This window comes from Neisseria shayeganii, assembly GCF_014054965.1.
GTDB classification, from domain to species: domain Bacteria; phylum Pseudomonadota; class Gammaproteobacteria; order Burkholderiales; family Neisseriaceae; genus Eikenella; species Eikenella shayeganii.
In genome coordinates this window covers 724,249-740,184 of the sequence record NZ_CP059567.1, presented here as the reverse complement: position 1 = coordinate 740,184, position 15,936 = coordinate 724,249, and the positions used below count along the sequence as shown (strand labels likewise).

Below are 15,936 nucleotides of genomic sequence, written 5' to 3'. Positions count from 1 at the left end.
CACGGTGACTGATTCTGCCAACAAGGCAGCATGGGATATACCCGCCCGAGAGAAATTTCCAATAAGGACAGAAAACCCTTTGAGCAATGGGCTAACGATTCTGCAACGCCACGGCTTCTGGCCGACGCCCGGCAGTACGACGACACACTGATACGGATTGACTAGCGGGCGTGGTAGCGCAAGCCTATGCGGCCATTGGGCGTAATGCCCTAAAAGACTTCGCCAACGAGATCAGCAGTTTCAAGGCCGAAATCAAAAATTCTGAATATCAAGATGAAGGAGGTGGGCTTGTATCCACCACCATCTACCTTGGGGCGCAGAGGCCGAAAATTCAGGCAGCAATCAACAAAGCGCCAAAATAATTGCAGAGCACATGCTATTATTGCGGAACACCTACATTTCAAAAAAGAAAATTAGTTGATAAATAATAATAGCTTATATAAAAATCAGTTGATAGAGTGGTTTTAACACACGGCCGCCCGAAGGCGGCTGAAATGAAGTTTCATACCCAGATAAAACGATGGATACACTTCAACGCCCTGCCCTTGGCTTCCACTCATCATCACGTCGGCGAATAACTCACATAACACCCGACCACAACCTTACTCCCCATTTCCCCTTCCCAGGAGTCTTTATGACCGCCCGTCTGCCCATTTTGGTTTTATACTACAGCCGCCACGGCGGCACCCTCAAACTCGCCCGCCAAATCGCCCGCGGCATCGACAGCGTTGTAGGCTGCGAGGCCCTACTGCGCACCGTGCCCGCCGTCTCCGCCGACTGCGAAGCCCTCGCCCCCGACATTCCCGACAGCGGCGCCCCCTACGCCACCTTGGAAGAACTGCAAAACTGCCACGGTCTCGCCCTGGGCAGCCCCACCCGTTTCGGCAATATGGCCGCCCCGATGAAATACTTCCTCGACCAAACCAGCGGCTTGTGGCTTTCAGGTAGCCTGATCGGCAAGCCCGCCACCGTCTTTACCAGCACCGCTTCCCTACACGGCGGCCAGGAAAGCACCCTCCTGAGCATGATGATCCCCCTGCTGCACCACGGTATGTTGATCCAAGGCATCCCCTTCAGCGAGGCAGCCCTCAGCCACACCCAAAGCGGCGGCACCCCCTACGGCGCCAGCCACGCCGCTGGCAGCGAAGGCCAAGCCCAACTGAGTAGCGACGAAGCCAACCTGGCCTTCGCACAAGGCAAACGCCTGGCCGAATTGGTTCTTAAGCTGGCTCAGACACAAGCGGCCTAAATCTTTAAGCAAATATCGCTCAAAAACGAATCCTTACTTTCAAAACGAGCTGCTGCCCGAAGGCGGCTGGCTTGAATCAATTGAGCCTATCCGACGTGCTCACGCGTTTCAACACACAGCCGCCCGAAGGCGGCTGACTAGCCCGAGAGGCTGTCGTTCAGACTGTGGCCGGGTTTCAACACACAGCCGCCCGAAGGCGGCTGAACCGTCCGCTTTATGTGGATGGTATTCCTGAGCTGTTTCAACACACAGCCGCCCGTGGGCGGCTGACACGGGCGTATTTTTTTTCACGGCGGCCGAAACGGTTTCAACACAGAACCATCCAAACCCTTTATCTACAAGGCTCCCCGCCAAAATCCGTTCCGCAAAATCCTCGATTTTCTTCGATTTTTCCCTAATAAAATCAATAGTCGAAAACTTTTTGCGGAACGGATTTTGGCGGGGAGCTTTTTTATTTGGCCTCAAGTTTTGGGCCTCACCTACAACCCGGAATATCAAGATGAGGTGGTCCACCTCAGTGAGATTGAGATGGTGGGACGGGTGTTCTGGTCGAGTGATTTGTTTTAGCCGACCAACCTAAGAGGTAAGCCCCAAGACTTCAGTCTTGGGGCTTCAAATTTGGCACGCCTACGGGGAATCGAACCCCGGTTACCACCGTGAAAGGGCGATGTCCTAACCGCTAGACGGTAGGCGCGTAATCTTGATGGCGCACCCGGAGCGATTCGAACGCCCGACCCTCTGGTTCGTAGCCAGATACTCTATCCAACTGAGCTACGGGTGCGCTGTGAAGTTTGGTGTTATGACTTAGGGTTTGGAGGGTGTCAAACGCGGAGAGTATTTAATGGTACGTTTCAACCCGAAGACCGCCGCACGGACTAATTCCGGCATATACCCTCCGGGCAGTCTAGCAGGTTGATCTTTCAATCCAAGTCTAGGGTAAACTTCACCCCCGATGCCGGGAACAACTACCCCGTTAGCCAGCCTAGTCTTATCCACCCGCAGGGTGCAGAAGCGGAACGCCTCATGAATCTTAGAAGAGAACTCGTCCTTTAACTTGGTGTGACTCTTGTCCAGCATAACAGGAGCCGCCACCAGTATATCAGAGAACAGAACTTCACCGGTCTCACGAGTCAAAAGTGCGGCCAAATTAGTGCGCACAACACAACTACCGGAGATAATTGATTTCAGGAGCACCACATGGCGGCACTCCCGATACCCCTCCTGTACATATTCGTGGACAATAGGTGCAACACTATCCTTGGAAGGTAGGGAGTAGTGGTTGTTCCAGAATACTGCTAGCTTATAAGGTAGACAGCTTTCATCCAGCCCACTAAGAAAACCTGTAGTCAGGAAGTCCGCGTCTTCAGCCGTCGACACAACGAGAACAGGGCCATCTAGATGCTTGGACTCCCCCACAAAGTGCCGACAAAGGATCCGCCCAGCATCCCGCATAGCCTGCTGGTACTCAGTGACCGAAGTGTCTGATGTCAATCGGCTCAAAACATTCTCAGTCTCTGCCGTAGAAGGCAAAGTAACGATTTGACTCATGCTCATTGTATGCTCTCTTCCTGCTGCACACCGGAGACCCTCATAACAAGATCAATGACGTCCTCTGGAGTATTCAAGTGAGTAACACCCTCGCGGAAAATTTCGGCTGGAAGATTGTCGGAAAAGCGAAGTTTCATACCTCGATATAGTACATGATTTTCCTCGATGCGAATACCGAATGTCTCGCATTTTGCGGTGAACTCAACAGGTAAAGCTGGAAAGGATAGATACCCAGTACTAGGAAAGGGAGCAAAAATGTCCGGGTGTGCCATACGCCTTACATCCTCCCATATTTCCCACAAATTCTTCCGAACAGATGTATCAGTGGAGAGCTCGGAGCACAAAATGCGTGCGGCAGCGTCTAGGTTGGAGTTTGATGACACGAATTTTGAGAGGAGTGACCTGAATGCCGGATCCCCCGTCACCCTGTCTGTAAGGGATTCAAAATATGGGAAGTACCTGCACTCCCACCGAAGATGGACTCCAAGATCAAGAAGCAGGCACTGATTTCCTTCCACAACTTCTTTATCACTACACACTAGAGTGTGTCTGAAACTAGTACACGGGAGCGCAGAATCTATCGCATCCTGAATAGCAAACCGGCTCTCTAATGGCTTCCCCCACTTACCAGTGTTTGAGGAATTCTTCAACTGATAGTTCAATTTGCGGGTCAGCCCGTCTCCGTCGTTAACCATAACACACCAATCGTCTACCGACCCAAGCATAGAGTTTGTAAGCATTACCCTAGACAAAGGGGTGGGCACACCTGGGCTGCACGTTCTAACCGCACCCTCGGAGTGCTCCAAAATCAGTTGCGCCGCAAAGTGCGTTTCATAGGTTGCACCTTTTCGGTTACTCTCCCCTCCGCAACCCATACGGCACACGAGAGCCTTCTGCTTCTGCGAAAGACTACTATTACCCATAATGTCCTCTAAAGTAATAGTGGGGAAGTTGTCGCTCGAGCTCATATTGAGTATCTGCACCTACAGCTGTAAATCATCACGTAAGCAATAACCATCTGACTCGTAGACGGTGAATGCCACCTTACATATTAGTAACCAATCGGCTGCTCTCCGCGATAACCAACCCAGCCTTTAGACTGTAGACAATACTTGACTACATCGTTCTGGATCATACCCATCTCAACTCCCTGACCGATCGCCGTCAATCCGTACCCTACATACCCGGCAGTAGCTTTAGTGGCCTCCATCTTGCAGTGGGCTACATCCATATTGTAATCGTGCTGCGTAGCTCCGGGCTTGTACCATTTGATGGGTGTGCACCCGACAATTAATATCCCCACGAGCGCACTAAGAGCGTAAGTTCTGAGAAGCATAGCGCCAACCTCGATCATTAAGAAAACGGGCGTGAAATTTACCATTGCTTACATAAATTGTCAAAACTAAAGACCTCAATCTGAGGTCTTTGGTTTTGGTTACCAGTTGACGAGGATGCCTTTGGGATTGACTGTAGGAAGCCCCTTCGGCTGAAGGCTATGAAGACCTCCATACTGTTGTTGATACTGATCCAAAGATAGGCAGTAGAGATGCCGAGGCTCCAAATAACGTAAATTTGCCCGGCTGAGCTCTCCTTTTAGGCGCAGCAACATCGAGTCAAGTAACCTGGCCGTATCTACACCTCCACGCTCATGCCAGACCACCAACACATGCCTGGGTTGGCTCAGGTTCGGAAGGTCAGGGAGCAACTTCCCGTTTACTACCTCCCGCAGAATAAAATCCGTATCACATACTTTGGCGTACAGCTCGGTCTGGAGCTGCCTGTCCACAGCTAACAGGCGTCGAACCCTCTTTTGCTCAGAGGCTTGCAAAGGCACCTTACTAACAGACGCCAACGTCTTCTGCTGTTGCTGCACTTGACGTTCAAAGTCAGAGAACTCAACAAACAGAAGTCCGGCCTCGGACTCTTGCATGTAATCACAACTTTTCGGGACACCTCCGTTGGCGTCCCGAATCCCTAGTGCAGACTTCACACCCTTCTTACCGTCCAACCGATAACCTTTGGCTGACAACGTGATCCCACAGCCCTGCATCTCATGCTGCATGACCTCTAGAAAGTCAGCAAGCCGGTATGTCATGGCAGTCGCTCCCGCATCAAATCTATATACGGTGCGCCGAGCACCTGCTTGGCCTCATAAATATCGGTTAATACGCTTCCGGTAGTCGGCAAGGTCTCACCCTCGGAAGACAGTCTATTCACGCTCACCTTGCTTTGCGCTTCCTCAGGCTCCATCTCGGAGACAATGTGTTCTAGTCGGTGCATCATATCCAAGCTGTGAGTGGCGATCACCACGTTCACCCCTGCCTCGCTCAAATCCAGCAGTATCTGTACCATCACATGCTGCCAAGTAGTATGCAGATTGATTTCCGGCTCGTCGATAAACAGGAAGCTCCCCTCATCCAACACATTACGGCGCAACAACAGAGCCAAAATGCCCAGATTGGCGATGCCGGACGATGCCATATTCAGGGAAACGGGGTTACGCCCATCCTCTTGATACACAATCTCACCTTGAGGGGTCAGGACCAAACGCCCGTTGATGATGTCCTCAATTTTTTCGGCAATGCGGGTAAATTTTTCAGGAGCATCAGGCAGCACAGCGGTAAGTAGATTATCCAAATCGTAAAAATATTTCGGAACCGGATTAACCGCTCCCCGTCGGGCGAGACTGAAGGAGTAAACCCGCAGCTCCTGTAGGGACTGACGCATCTTAAAGTACACGGGGGACTCCAAGTACACGACATTCCTCAAGCGATAGGCAGAATCCAATACCTCAGGTCGAATATGGAAGTCTACTTCTCCGTCGGGCAGCACCTTTACCGAGGTCTCCCCATCCAGTACAAAGTGGTCGAATGAATAGTCGCTGACCAAATGCTTTGCATTATTGGTCTGGAAGTTTCCGCAAAATGCCTTGCGAATCTCATTGGACAGGGTATCCTCATAAACCCCAGGCCAGTCTCTCAGACTGCGGCGAAACTCTTTTAAATCATGCTCTAAGTCCAAAAAAGAATCAGCCACCGCACGATATTTGGTACCCTTCCCAGCCTTCAACTGAATCTTCAGTGCTTGCAAGTGTTGTTCCAGCTGCTCCGCCGAGGGGTCAAAAGTCAACAACAAGTCACGAGACTTCAGTAAGGATAAGAAGTCAAACTGCTGCGCCATCTGGCCTTGCAGGTATGCCGCAGTTCTCTCAAAATCTTCTATAACCGAAATATCACTCTGGGAGAGCCTCGGAATGGCTCCCATCAGGTCGTCCATCCACGAGCGTATAGCTACCAACTTGCTGTTGATATGTCGAAACACCAAGTCCTGGTTCAAGGTATACAAGATGCTGTACAAGCCACGGGTGACGAAACTCTTGCCACTGGAATTGCACCCGGTCAAAACGGTAAAAGGACGTATGGCGACATCAGCGTTGCGTATCTTGCCGAAGTTCTTAATTCTTACGTTAAGTTCCATATAATTCAATCTTTTATAAAATCTAGGTTGGAATTATAACACTTTCCCTGAACTTAAGATACAAGAAAAAGACCTCGGATTGAGGTCTTTTTCTTGAGGTCTAGCTGCCTGCGTCTGAGGTCTTGAATTTGGGCTCTCGAATAAGGCCCCTACCGAAAAGTGCAAAATTTTTCGAGAGGGGCCTCTTGAACAGACGAAGTACAGATTTACACTATAAACTCTTTACCTGGTCTGAAAGTGCTTGCACCCTAGCTTCCAGGTCTTGAGTCCTGGATCTTAACTCTTGAATCGGGAGGTTGGCTAGGTGCCTACCACCGATCCCCAGACTCACGTCGAGAGTCTCCAGGCCCAGCTCGGGCAACTCCCGGTGTCATTCGTGGAAAATGACGACGCAGACGGTTGGCTGGAGGTGTATAGCTCTAGCAGCATCAGTTCATGTATGAGAGGCGTGGACGCAGTCAAGTGTTACGCGGCCGCAGCCTTCGGACTCCCGGATAACGACCTCAGACTGGCGTATTTGGTAATAAGCCTGATAGAAGTTTCAACACACAGCCGCCCGTGGGCGGCTGAGGCCCTGTCGGAAATCCTTGCCAATCCAGGTAAAAACCGCCTGTTTTCGCTAAAAGCCTCCTAATGGGCACAAAGCGGATGATAGCATCATCCGCTATCTATCTAATCTACTGAATTATTGAAGATAACAGTCTTCGCCAACCTACCGGGAAAATCATGAGCACCACAGTTTGGCGATTGGCTAATCGAATGCTTCAGGCTACCTGAACAACGCCGACACCGCTTTCAGGTAGCCCGAGACCTTTGCAAAACCCGCCAGATGTGGATGCAGTTCAAGGCGTAGCAGCGCAGCGAGTGCAGACATATCATCTAGATAGGCAAGCGAGCGAGCAGCACACAACGCAGAAATGCGCCGCAAATGGGGGTTTTGCAAAGGTCTCAACCCGATTCGGCCGTTTATTTTGCCTGCTGCTTTTTCACGCTCACTTGGCGTTTTTTCGGCTTGCGGATGCGGTCTTTTTCGGCTTTTTGGTTTTCCCGTTTGGCGATGCGGTTGCTGAGGGACACGCGGCGCAGGGGTTTGTTTTTCACTTTGTCCGCACTCTCCTCATACGGGTTGTCCGACACATTGTATTGAATGCGCAAGGGTGTGCCTTGCAGATTGAAGGCTTTGCGGAAAGTTTGGGTGAGGTAGCGGGTGTAGCTGTCGGAAATATGCTGCAGGGCATTGCCGTGCACCACAATCACCGGCGGGTTCATGCCGCCTTGATGGGCGTAACGCATCTTGGGGCGCACCAAACCGGCGCGCGGCGGGGCTTGGCGCTCGATGGCCGATTGCAGCACGCGGGTGATTTTCGGCGTCGGCATTTTGATCATCGCCGCGTCGTAGGCGGCTTGGATGCTGTCAAACAGGCCGTCGATGCCTTTCTCTTTGAGGGCGGAAATGTAGTGGAAACGAGCGAAATCGAGAAAGTACAGCTTGCGGGCGATGTCGCGCTTGATTTGTTCGCGCCGCTCCTCGTCGATGCCGTCCCATTTGTTGACCGCCACCACCAGCGCCCGCCCGGCCTCCAGCGCAAAACCTGCAATGGTGGCGTCTTGGTCGGCAATGTCCTGCTGCGCGTCCAACACCAGCACCGCCACATTGGCCGCTTCAATCGCCTGCATGGCTTTGATCACGGAAAACTTTTCCACTGCTTCGTCCACTTTGCCGCGACGGCGCACGCCGGCGGTGTCGATGATGGTAAACGGCTGGCCGTGGCGCTCGAAATCAATGTGGATGCTGTCGCGGGTGGTGCCGGCCATATCGAAGGCGATCACCCGCTCCTCGCCCAAAATGGCGTTCACCAGTGTGGATTTGCCCACATTGGGGCGGCCGATGACCGCAAACACCGGGTGCTTGGCGGTTTCGCCCTCTTCTTCGGCATCGGGGAAACGGCCGAGAATGTCTTCCATCAGGTAATACACGCCGTCGCCGTGGGCGCCGGAAATCACATACGGCTCGCCCAGCGCCAGCTCGTAAAACTCGGCCGCCAGCACCGCCTGATTGCCGCCCTCGCCTTTATTCACCGCCAAAAACACCGGCCGCGGGCTTTGGCGCAAGCGGTCGGCAATGATTTTGTCCTGCGGCGTGAGGCCGGTGCGCGCGTCCACCAGAAACACCACCGCATCGGCTTCATCCACCGCCTGCAAGGTTTGCTTGGCCATTTCGTGCAAGATGCCGCTGTCCACCACCGGCTCGAAACCGCCGGTGTCCACCACCAGATAAGGCTTGCTGCCCACGCGGCCGTGGCCGTAGTGGCGGTCGCGGGTAAGGCCGGGCAAATCGTGCACCAGCGCGTCTTTGGTGCGGGTGAGGCGGTTGAACAGGGTGGATTTGCCCACATTGGGGCGGCCGACGAGGGCGATGGTGGGTTTCATACAATTCTTTCTGTTTCAGGCTACCTGAAAAGCCGGCGGCGGCAGGTATTTGGAAAAATGTAGGTTGAGACCTTTGCAAAACCCTTAGATGTGGATGCAGTTCAAGGCGTAGCAGCGCAGCGAACGCAGACATATCATATAGATAGGCAAGTGAGCGAGCAGCACACAACGCAGAAATGCGCCGCAGATGGGGGTTTTGCAAAGGTCTCAGGTTGTGCTTCGATTTGATTGGGTAAAGCAGTAAACACTTGAAGGTTTTCAGGCAGCCATAAGCTGCCTGAAAACCTTGTGACAAACGGCAATCCGCATCCTAGGGCGTGTGGCCGCCAAGCGTTGCGGCGGTATTTTTGGTCAAAACCGCTGCCCAAGCATAACGACGACACGCCCTAACGCGGGCAACGGAAAAATACCATGGGATTGTCATACCAAGCCGAGCTGTCAATCAAAAGACCTCTACGGTCGATGAACCATTCCCACTGCTGGTTGTTTTTGCGCACTACCGTTTCGTCTTCCGAATCGATACGGATGGAAGCCCGTCCTTCCAGCTCAGTGCTGTTGGCACGGCTGATTCTGATGTTCAGGCTGTCGATGCCGCCGTCGTATTCGAAAATTCGAAAACCGCGCGGATTCACCCGCATAAAAAACACTTCCTGATCCGCATACTTATCCGGACGCTGACAATACTGGCGCATTTGCGCCCGCGTGGGTTGGGTGGCTTGATAAAACCCGGCCCACTTGCCTTGGAATTCGGCAGGAATGGTCTGAGCCAGCGCCGGAGTGGCCGATGCGCCCAACAGGGCGGCCAATAGCAAGAGTTTCCGCATGATCATTCTCCTTGTATTTATTGTTTGATATCTTTTTGTAAAGACTGAAACCTTTTCATTATCCAGTCAATCACATAGCGGCCAAATGATGTCTATCCCAGCGCCGGCGCCATTGAAAAGAAAAACCGCTTTCAGGTAGCCTGAACACAGCATAACAGGCTACCTGAAAAGATTCCTTCAAACGGATGGCGATTTTATCACGAGAATCATCCGCCGGCATTCCGGCTACCTGAAAAAGCGCGCGGAAGGTGTTAAAATCGCGCGTTTATTTTCCGCTTCGGCAGCCTTCTATGAGCAAGCACGACAACGACACCATCCGCATCCGCGGCGCACGCACCCATAATCTGAAAAACGTCGATCTCGACATCCCCCGCCACAAGCTCGTGGTGGTAACGGGTTTGTCGGGCAGCGGCAAATCCTCGCTCGCGTTCGACACGCTTTATGCCGAAGGCCAGCGCCGTTATGTGGAAAGCCTTTCCGCCTATGCACGCCAGTTTTTGCAGATGATGGATAAGCCCGATGTCGATTTGATCGAAGGCTTGTCGCCCGCCATTTCAATCGAACAAAAATCCACCAGCCACAACCCGCGCTCCACCGTCGGCACCGTAACCGAAATCCACGACTATTTGCGCCTTCTGTATGCCCGCGTCGGCACGCCGCATTGCCCCGAACACGATTTGCCCTTGAGCAGCCAAACCGTGTCGCAAATGGTGGATGCCGTCTTAAAACTGCCTGAAGACACCCGCGTGATGATTCTCGCCCCCGCCGTGCGCGAACGCAAAGGCGAGTTTGTCGATTTCTTTGCCGACTTGCAGGCGCAAGGCTTTGCCCGCGTGCGCGTGGACGGCGAAGTCTATCAGCTCGACGAAGTGCCCAAGCTCGAAAAAAACATCAAACACAATATCGACGTAGTCATCGACCGTGTAAAAGTGAAAGCCGACATCAAACAGCGGCTGGCCGAAAGTTTTGAAACCGCCCTGCGCCACGGCGGCGAACGTGCGCTGGCGCTGGAAATGGACAGCGGCGAAGAGCATTGGTTTTCCGCCCGATTCGCCTGCCCCGTGTGTTCATACAGCCTGCCCGAACTCGAACCACGCCTGTTTTCCTTCAACAACCCCGTCGGTGCCTGCCCCACCTGCGACGGTTTGGGCAATATGAATTTCTTCGACCCAGAACGCGTGGTCATGCACCCCGAGCTTTCCTTGGCCGCCGGTGCGATTAAAGGCTGGGACAAACGCAACCAGTTTTACTTTCAAATGATTCAATCGCTGGCCGCACATTACGGCTTCGATGTCGACACCCCCTTTGAAGGGCTGCCTGAAAAAGTAAAAAAAGTGATTTTGCACGGCTCCGGCAAAGACGTTATCGACTTCCGCTACCTTTCCGAAAAAGGCACCACCTTCAACCGCAGCCACGCTTTTGAAGGCATCATCCCCAATCTCGAACGCCGTTTCCGCGAAACCGATTCCAACACCGTGCGCGAAGAATTGTTGCAATATCAAAGCCATAAATCCTGCCCGAGCTGCGGCGGCGCACGTTTGCGCAAAGAAGCGCGTTATGTTTATGTGGGCAAACAGCCGCTGCACGAAATCTCCGCATGGCCGCTCACCCAAACGCACCGGTTCTTTGAAACCCTTGATTTGGAAGGCAACAAAAAGCAGATTGCCGAAAAAATTCTCAAAGAAATCACCGAGCGTTTGGGCTTTCTGATTAACGTCGGCCTCGATTATCTGAACCTCAGCCGCAGCGCCGAAACCCTTTCCGGCGGAGAAGCCCAGCGCATCCGCCTCGCCAGCCAAATCGGCAGCGGCTTAACCGGCGTGATGTACGTTTTGGACGAACCATCCATCGGCCTGCACCAGCGCGACAACGACCGCCTGCTCGCCACCCTCAAACGCCTGCGCGACCTCGGTAACAGCGTGATCGTAGTCGAACACGACGAAGATGCCATCCGCGAAGCCGATTTCGTGATCGACATGGGCCCCGGCGCGGGCGAACACGGCGGCAACGTTATCATCGCCGATACCCCCGACAAAGTCGCCGCCTGCACAAACTCCGTTACCGGCCAATACCTCAGCGGCAAAAAAGCCATCGCCGTGCCCTCAGTTAGAACGCCCGTCAACCCCGAAAGAATGCTGGTGCTCAAAGGCGCACGCGGCAATAATCTCAAAAACGTTACCCTCGAGCTGCCTTTAGGTTTGATTACCTGCATCACCGGCGTATCCGGCAGCGGCAAATCCACCCTGATTAACGACACCCTCGCCAAAATCACCGCCCGCGAACTCAACCGCGCTCACGAAGAACCCGCGCCCTACGACGACATCACCGGCCTCGAACACCTCGACAAAGTCATCAACGTCGACCAATCCCCTATCGGCCGCACGCCCCGCTCCAACCCCGCCACCTACACCGGCCTCTTCACCCCCATCCGCGAACTCTTCGCCGGCGTACCGCTTGCCCGCGAACGCGGCTACAACGTCGGCCGCTTCTCGTTCAACGTCAAAGGCGGCCGCTGCGAAGCCTGCCAAGGCGACGGCGTGATTAAAGTCGAAATGCACTTCCTGCCCGACGTTTACGTGCCCTGCGAAGTGTGCCACGGCAAACGCTACAACCGCGAAACCCTCGAAGTACAATACAAAGGCAAAAACATCAGCCAAGTGCTCGACATGACCGTAGAAGAAGCCCGCGAATTCTTCGACGCCGTGCCCACCGTATCCCGCAAACTGCAAACCCTGATGGACGTAGGCCTAGGCTACATCCGCCTCGGCCAATCCGCCACCACCCTCTCCGGCGGTGAAGCCCAACGCGTCAAACTCGCCCTCGAACTCTCCAAACGCGACACCGGCCGCACCCTCTACATCCTAGACGAACCCACCACCGGCCTGCACTTCGCCGACATCGCTTTATTGCTGGAAGTAATCGGCCGTCTGAAAGGCAAAGGCAACTCGATTGTGATTATTGAACATAATCTGGACGTGATTAAAACGGCGGATTATATTGTGGACTTGGGGCCGGAAGGCGGCGATGGCGGGGGGCGGATTATTGCTTCAGGTAGCCCGGAGGAAGTGGTGAAGGTTGAGGGGAGTTATACGGGGAGGTATTTGAAAGAAATTTTGAGATAATCATTAAAACAAGGAGAATTAATTATGAAAAGTGACAAAGATTGGCAAAAATTAGAAAATAATATTCGCATTTTCTCTTCTATTCTATATAGCATCCCAGCTGAGCAAGAGAAGGTTGAAGGAATTAACTTTGATGCAGTAATTCATTTACCACAAAATCAGCTAGTGCTAATTGAAGTAACTAAAAACTTTAAATTAGATAAAATTCGTGGTGATATTAATAGGCTATCCCTTGCAAGGAGTAATTTATTTAACAAAGGAAAACTAGCGCAATGCTTTCTCGTTATAAATAAAGAACCAACAACAGATATGATAACTAGTGCCAGCGGAGCGAATATTCAAATTATATCATATGAAAATTTCATAAATCAAGTCATTGATTTTGAAAAATACATAGCATTAAGACGTAATAAAGTATTTGGTAGTGCAATAAATCCTTCAACTGGAGAATCAGATAATCAAGAATACATACCTGCAACCTATCTAAGCGAAAACGGAAGAAAAAATTATTCAATAGAAGAATTATGTGAAATTTTATTACAAAATAATAAAATAATATTGCTTGGCGAATATGGAACAGGTAAAAGCAGATGCACAAAAGAAATTTTCTCTCACATCACCAAAAATGGAAAATATTCGGATAAATTTATTTTATCTATTAACCTTCGTGAACACTGGGGAGCTGGCACAGCTGAAGAAATTATTGTTGGCCATTTAAAACGAGTTGGCTTTGAAGCGAAACTAGAAAGAATACTTTCATTATTAGAACTAGGAAAGTTTATTCTTGTGTTAGATGGTTTCGATGAAGTCGGTTCACAAACATTTGGAAATGATCCAGAAAAAAGATTATCCATCAGAAAAAAGGCATTACAAGGAGTGAGTGAATTAATCAGGTTGAATAAAGGAGGAATTTTAATTACTGGCCGCCCTCATTATTTCAACAGTCATGAAGAAATGCTTGATTGCCTTGGTTTATCAACTAAAGATACAGGCCTGAAATTAATTAAATGTGCTGAAGAATTTAATGATACCCAAACATCCCTATATCTAAAGAAAATAGGAGTAAACACTAAATGTCCTATTTGGCTACCCAAAAAACCTTTAATTTTCCACATTCTTTCATCAATTCAAATTAATGAAAGAATTAAGATTTTAGAAAATGAAAATGGAGAATTAGCTTTTTGGGGACAATTTTTAGATTCAGTTTGTGAGCGTGAAGCAAGAATTCATAGCTCCATCAACGCAAAATCAGTGCGTAATGTACTAATGGAGTTAGCCAAAATTACCAGATTCAGCGATTTTAATCTAGGTAGACTAACGCCTAAAGATTTTAATGAGTCTTATGAAAATGCAACAGGAACCTCCCCTGACGAAGCGGGGCACTTGATGCTGAATAGATTAGGGGCTGAAGTAGATTAGTCCTAAACTTCGCACCAAGTCCGCAGAATTTTTAGCTGCTGCTTTGGCGTCCCAAAATTAAAACGAAATTCGCATTCTTTCAAGAATAGAGGAAAAGACTTTCGGTCAATGCCATTATATTTGCGCAAGACACGCTTGGCCTGATTCCAGAAATTCTCAATGCCGTTGATGTGGTTTTGCCTCTCGGCAAATGCCTTACTGTGGTTAATTCTGTGGTGGTGAAAACCGCTGACATCCAGTACATCGTAACTACTCAAGCTGTCTGTATAAACCACGCTATCCGGCAGAATTTTCTTTGTAATAACAGGAAATAAACTTTCCCTCTTAGCATTGTCCACCACGACGGTATAAACCTTGCCGCCGCGTTTGAGGATGCCGAAAACCACCACTTTGCCTGCGGCTCCTCTGCCGCGTTTCCCTTTGCGCTTACCGCCGAAGTAGCTCTCGTCCAACTCTACGGAGCCCTCAAAAACCTGATCTGCCTCCAAAGCCAGATGATGGCAGATCACTTGGCGGATTTTGCGGTAAAACAGTATGGCGGTGTTAGGTTGGATACCCAAGATATCGGCAGCGGAACGGGCGGTTACTTCCAGCACAAAATATTCGAGCAGCTTTCCTTGTGTCGTCTTTTTTAATTTACAGTGGGTTATCTTCATTTAGTAGCCTAGCATGACTGCTAATCTACTTCAGCCCCATAGATTATGTATGATTGGTAGAATTGAACCTGAATCACCAGATCGTCAATTCATAGATAAATATGTTCTACAATTACTATTTGCTGAAAATTTATTTAATGATATTTCATACAAAAATGAACATATCTTACAACAGAAATGGAAGCAACAATTAGATGAGTTTGGAGTTTCTGTTCTGGCATCGTGGATACAACTTTATGATATGCTTTCAGAATCTTTATCATTAATTTTCAGGGTAAATGAAAATGGCAATACACAAGCAGTTATAGAGTTATTATCCGCCTTAAGCTTATTAGAGTTAGAACCTATTGATTTATCTGGAATACAAATTAAATTTGCTCATTGTCCAATTTTTTCACTAGGAAACACTCCATTTAGAAATATTAAATTTCATCAATGCACTTTTGATAAATTAACTTTTGAAAACTGCTTAATAGATGATTCTGCATATGTAATATTTGATAATTGTATGATTGATAAAATAACAGGCTTTGCTGCTGAACACTCTCTACCTAACTGGATAATTAATTGCTCTATTTATAATAAACAAAATACTTCAAACTCTTCTCGAATTAAAGATAGCAATTTACCAACATCCCAAAAATTATTACTCTCGATCATACAAAAAATATTCTTTCAATCTGGCGGAGGAAGACAAGAGGACGCACTATATAAAGGTGGGTATCAAGCAGATTTTGATAAAGAATTAATTGATTCTATTCTAAAATATTTAGTCCAAGAAGGTTATGTAGATAAAAGTAAAGATGGATCAAAATCTATCTACAATCCCAATCGTTATTACACTGAAAGAATGAGAGCTATCAAAGATCAATTATCTCTTAGTAAAGATCCTATTTGGCTTGATGTTTTAGAATTCCAAAGTAAAGCGGAGAAAAAACGCAAGATACAAAAGTAGTAAGCAAGCCATAGCAAGCGTAGGTCTGGTTAGGCCGTAGGCTGCAACCCAACAATCATGAAAACAACCAAATTAAGCAATATTGGGTTTACGCTCTGCTCCAACTCAATCTACGGATTTCTTGGCTTCAATCCCCGCCTTCAAAGCCGTCTGAAACTTCCCTTTCAGACGGCTTTATTTTCCCCATCAGGCTACCTGAAACCCCGCCCCATCTGCCCACCACCCCGCAAATCCCCTACAATACCGCCCTTTCCCC

The 15,936-nt window shown here is 49.8% G+C and carries 12 protein-coding genes, 2 tRNA genes and 2 pseudogenes; 5 read left to right on the top strand and 11 right to left on the bottom strand.

From position 1 onward, the window contains the following. Positions 1 to 170 precede the first annotated feature (170 nt). Together H3L94_RS03545 and wrbA are read left to right on the top strand one after the other, a co-directional pair. Positions 171 to 362: a hypothetical protein gene (locus H3L94_RS03545; protein ID WP_182122682.1), complete on the top strand. Its 192-nt coding sequence runs from the start codon at positions 171 to 173 to the stop codon at positions 360 to 362. A 272-nt stretch (positions 363 to 634) separates the two neighbouring features. Then, positions 635 to 1,249 carry an NAD(P)H:quinone oxidoreductase gene (gene wrbA / locus H3L94_RS03540; protein WP_182122681.1) on the top strand — a complete coding sequence of 205 codons (615 nt, stop codon included), beginning with the start codon at positions 635 to 637 and terminating at the stop codon, positions 1,247 to 1,249. A gap of 108 nt (positions 1,250 to 1,357) precedes the next feature. On the opposite strand, the gene H3L94_RS03535 is transcribed toward wrbA, so the two are convergent. The 10 genes and pseudogenes from H3L94_RS03535 to H3L94_RS03500 form a co-directional block, all read right to left on the bottom strand. After that, positions 1,358 to 1,762, bottom strand: coding sequence for a hypothetical protein (locus H3L94_RS03535; protein WP_182122680.1), 405 nt, complete (start codon positions 1,760 to 1,762; stop codon positions 1,358 to 1,360). A gap of 106 nt (positions 1,763 to 1,868) precedes the next feature. Continuing rightward, positions 1,869 to 1,943: transfer RNA gene (locus H3L94_RS03530), tRNA-Glu, on the bottom strand. A 10-nt stretch (positions 1,944 to 1,953) separates the two neighbouring features. Next, positions 1,954 to 2,030 (bottom strand) — tRNA-Arg (locus tag H3L94_RS03525). Positions 2,031 to 2,053: 23 nt separating this feature from the next. Continuing rightward, entirely contained in the window at positions 2,054 to 2,797 is a 744-nt protein-coding gene (locus tag H3L94_RS03520; RefSeq protein WP_182122679.1) for a hypothetical protein, read from the bottom strand. 1,435 nt (positions 2,798 to 4,232) lie between these two features. Next, positions 4,233 to 4,892 (bottom strand): hypothetical protein, encoded by a 660-nt coding sequence (locus H3L94_RS03515; protein ID WP_182122678.1) that lies wholly within the window; start codon positions 4,890 to 4,892, stop codon positions 4,233 to 4,235. After that, entirely contained in the window at positions 4,889 to 6,274 is a 1,386-nt protein-coding gene (locus H3L94_RS03510) for an AAA family ATPase (protein WP_182122677.1), read from the bottom strand. The genes H3L94_RS03515 and H3L94_RS03510 overlap by 4 nt, the downstream gene beginning before the upstream one ends. Before the next feature lie 795 nt (positions 6,275 to 7,069). Continuing rightward, positions 7,070 to 7,244, bottom strand: a pseudogene (locus H3L94_RS12340) (lipoprotein signal peptidase). Continuing rightward, complete coding sequence (gene der / locus H3L94_RS03505; protein ID WP_182122676.1) at positions 7,241 to 8,704, bottom strand: ribosome biogenesis GTPase Der; 1,464 nt, start codon at positions 8,702 to 8,704, stop codon at positions 7,241 to 7,243. The pseudogene H3L94_RS12340 and the gene der overlap by 4 nt, the downstream one beginning before the upstream one ends. 58 nt (positions 8,705 to 8,762) lie before the next feature. Then, a pseudogene (locus H3L94_RS12840) lies at positions 8,763 to 8,906 on the bottom strand (signal peptidase); the annotation flags it as partial. 184 nt (positions 8,907 to 9,090) lie between these two features. Then, on the bottom strand, positions 9,091 to 9,528 hold the full coding sequence (locus H3L94_RS03500; RefSeq protein WP_182122675.1) for a hypothetical protein: 438 nt from the start codon (positions 9,526 to 9,528) through the stop codon (positions 9,091 to 9,093). A 290-nt stretch (positions 9,529 to 9,818) separates the two neighbouring features. On the opposite strand from H3L94_RS03500, the gene uvrA reads away from it, so the two are divergent. Together uvrA and H3L94_RS03490 are read left to right on the top strand one after the other, a co-directional pair. Then, on the top strand, positions 9,819 to 12,650 hold the full coding sequence (gene uvrA, locus H3L94_RS03495; protein ID WP_182122674.1) for an excinuclease ABC subunit UvrA: 2,832 nt from the start codon (positions 9,819 to 9,821) through the stop codon (positions 12,648 to 12,650). 24 nt (positions 12,651 to 12,674) lie between these two features. Then, positions 12,675 to 14,069: an NACHT domain-containing protein gene (locus H3L94_RS03490; protein ID WP_182122673.1), complete on the top strand. Its 1,395-nt coding sequence runs from the start codon at positions 12,675 to 12,677 to the stop codon at positions 14,067 to 14,069. Between the two features lie 2 nt (positions 14,070 to 14,071). Here the strand turns inward: H3L94_RS03490 and H3L94_RS03485 are convergent, their stop codons facing one another. Further along, positions 14,072 to 14,725, bottom strand: a complete 654-nt coding sequence (locus H3L94_RS03485; protein WP_182122672.1) for an IS1595 family transposase — start codon at positions 14,723 to 14,725, stop codon at positions 14,072 to 14,074. A gap of 13 nt (positions 14,726 to 14,738) precedes the next feature. On the opposite strand from H3L94_RS03485, the gene H3L94_RS03480 reads away from it, so the two are divergent. Beyond that, positions 14,739 to 15,680, top strand: a complete 942-nt coding sequence (locus tag H3L94_RS03480; protein WP_182122671.1) for a hypothetical protein — start codon at positions 14,739 to 14,741, stop codon at positions 15,678 to 15,680. Positions 15,681 to 15,936: the final 256 nt, after the last annotated feature.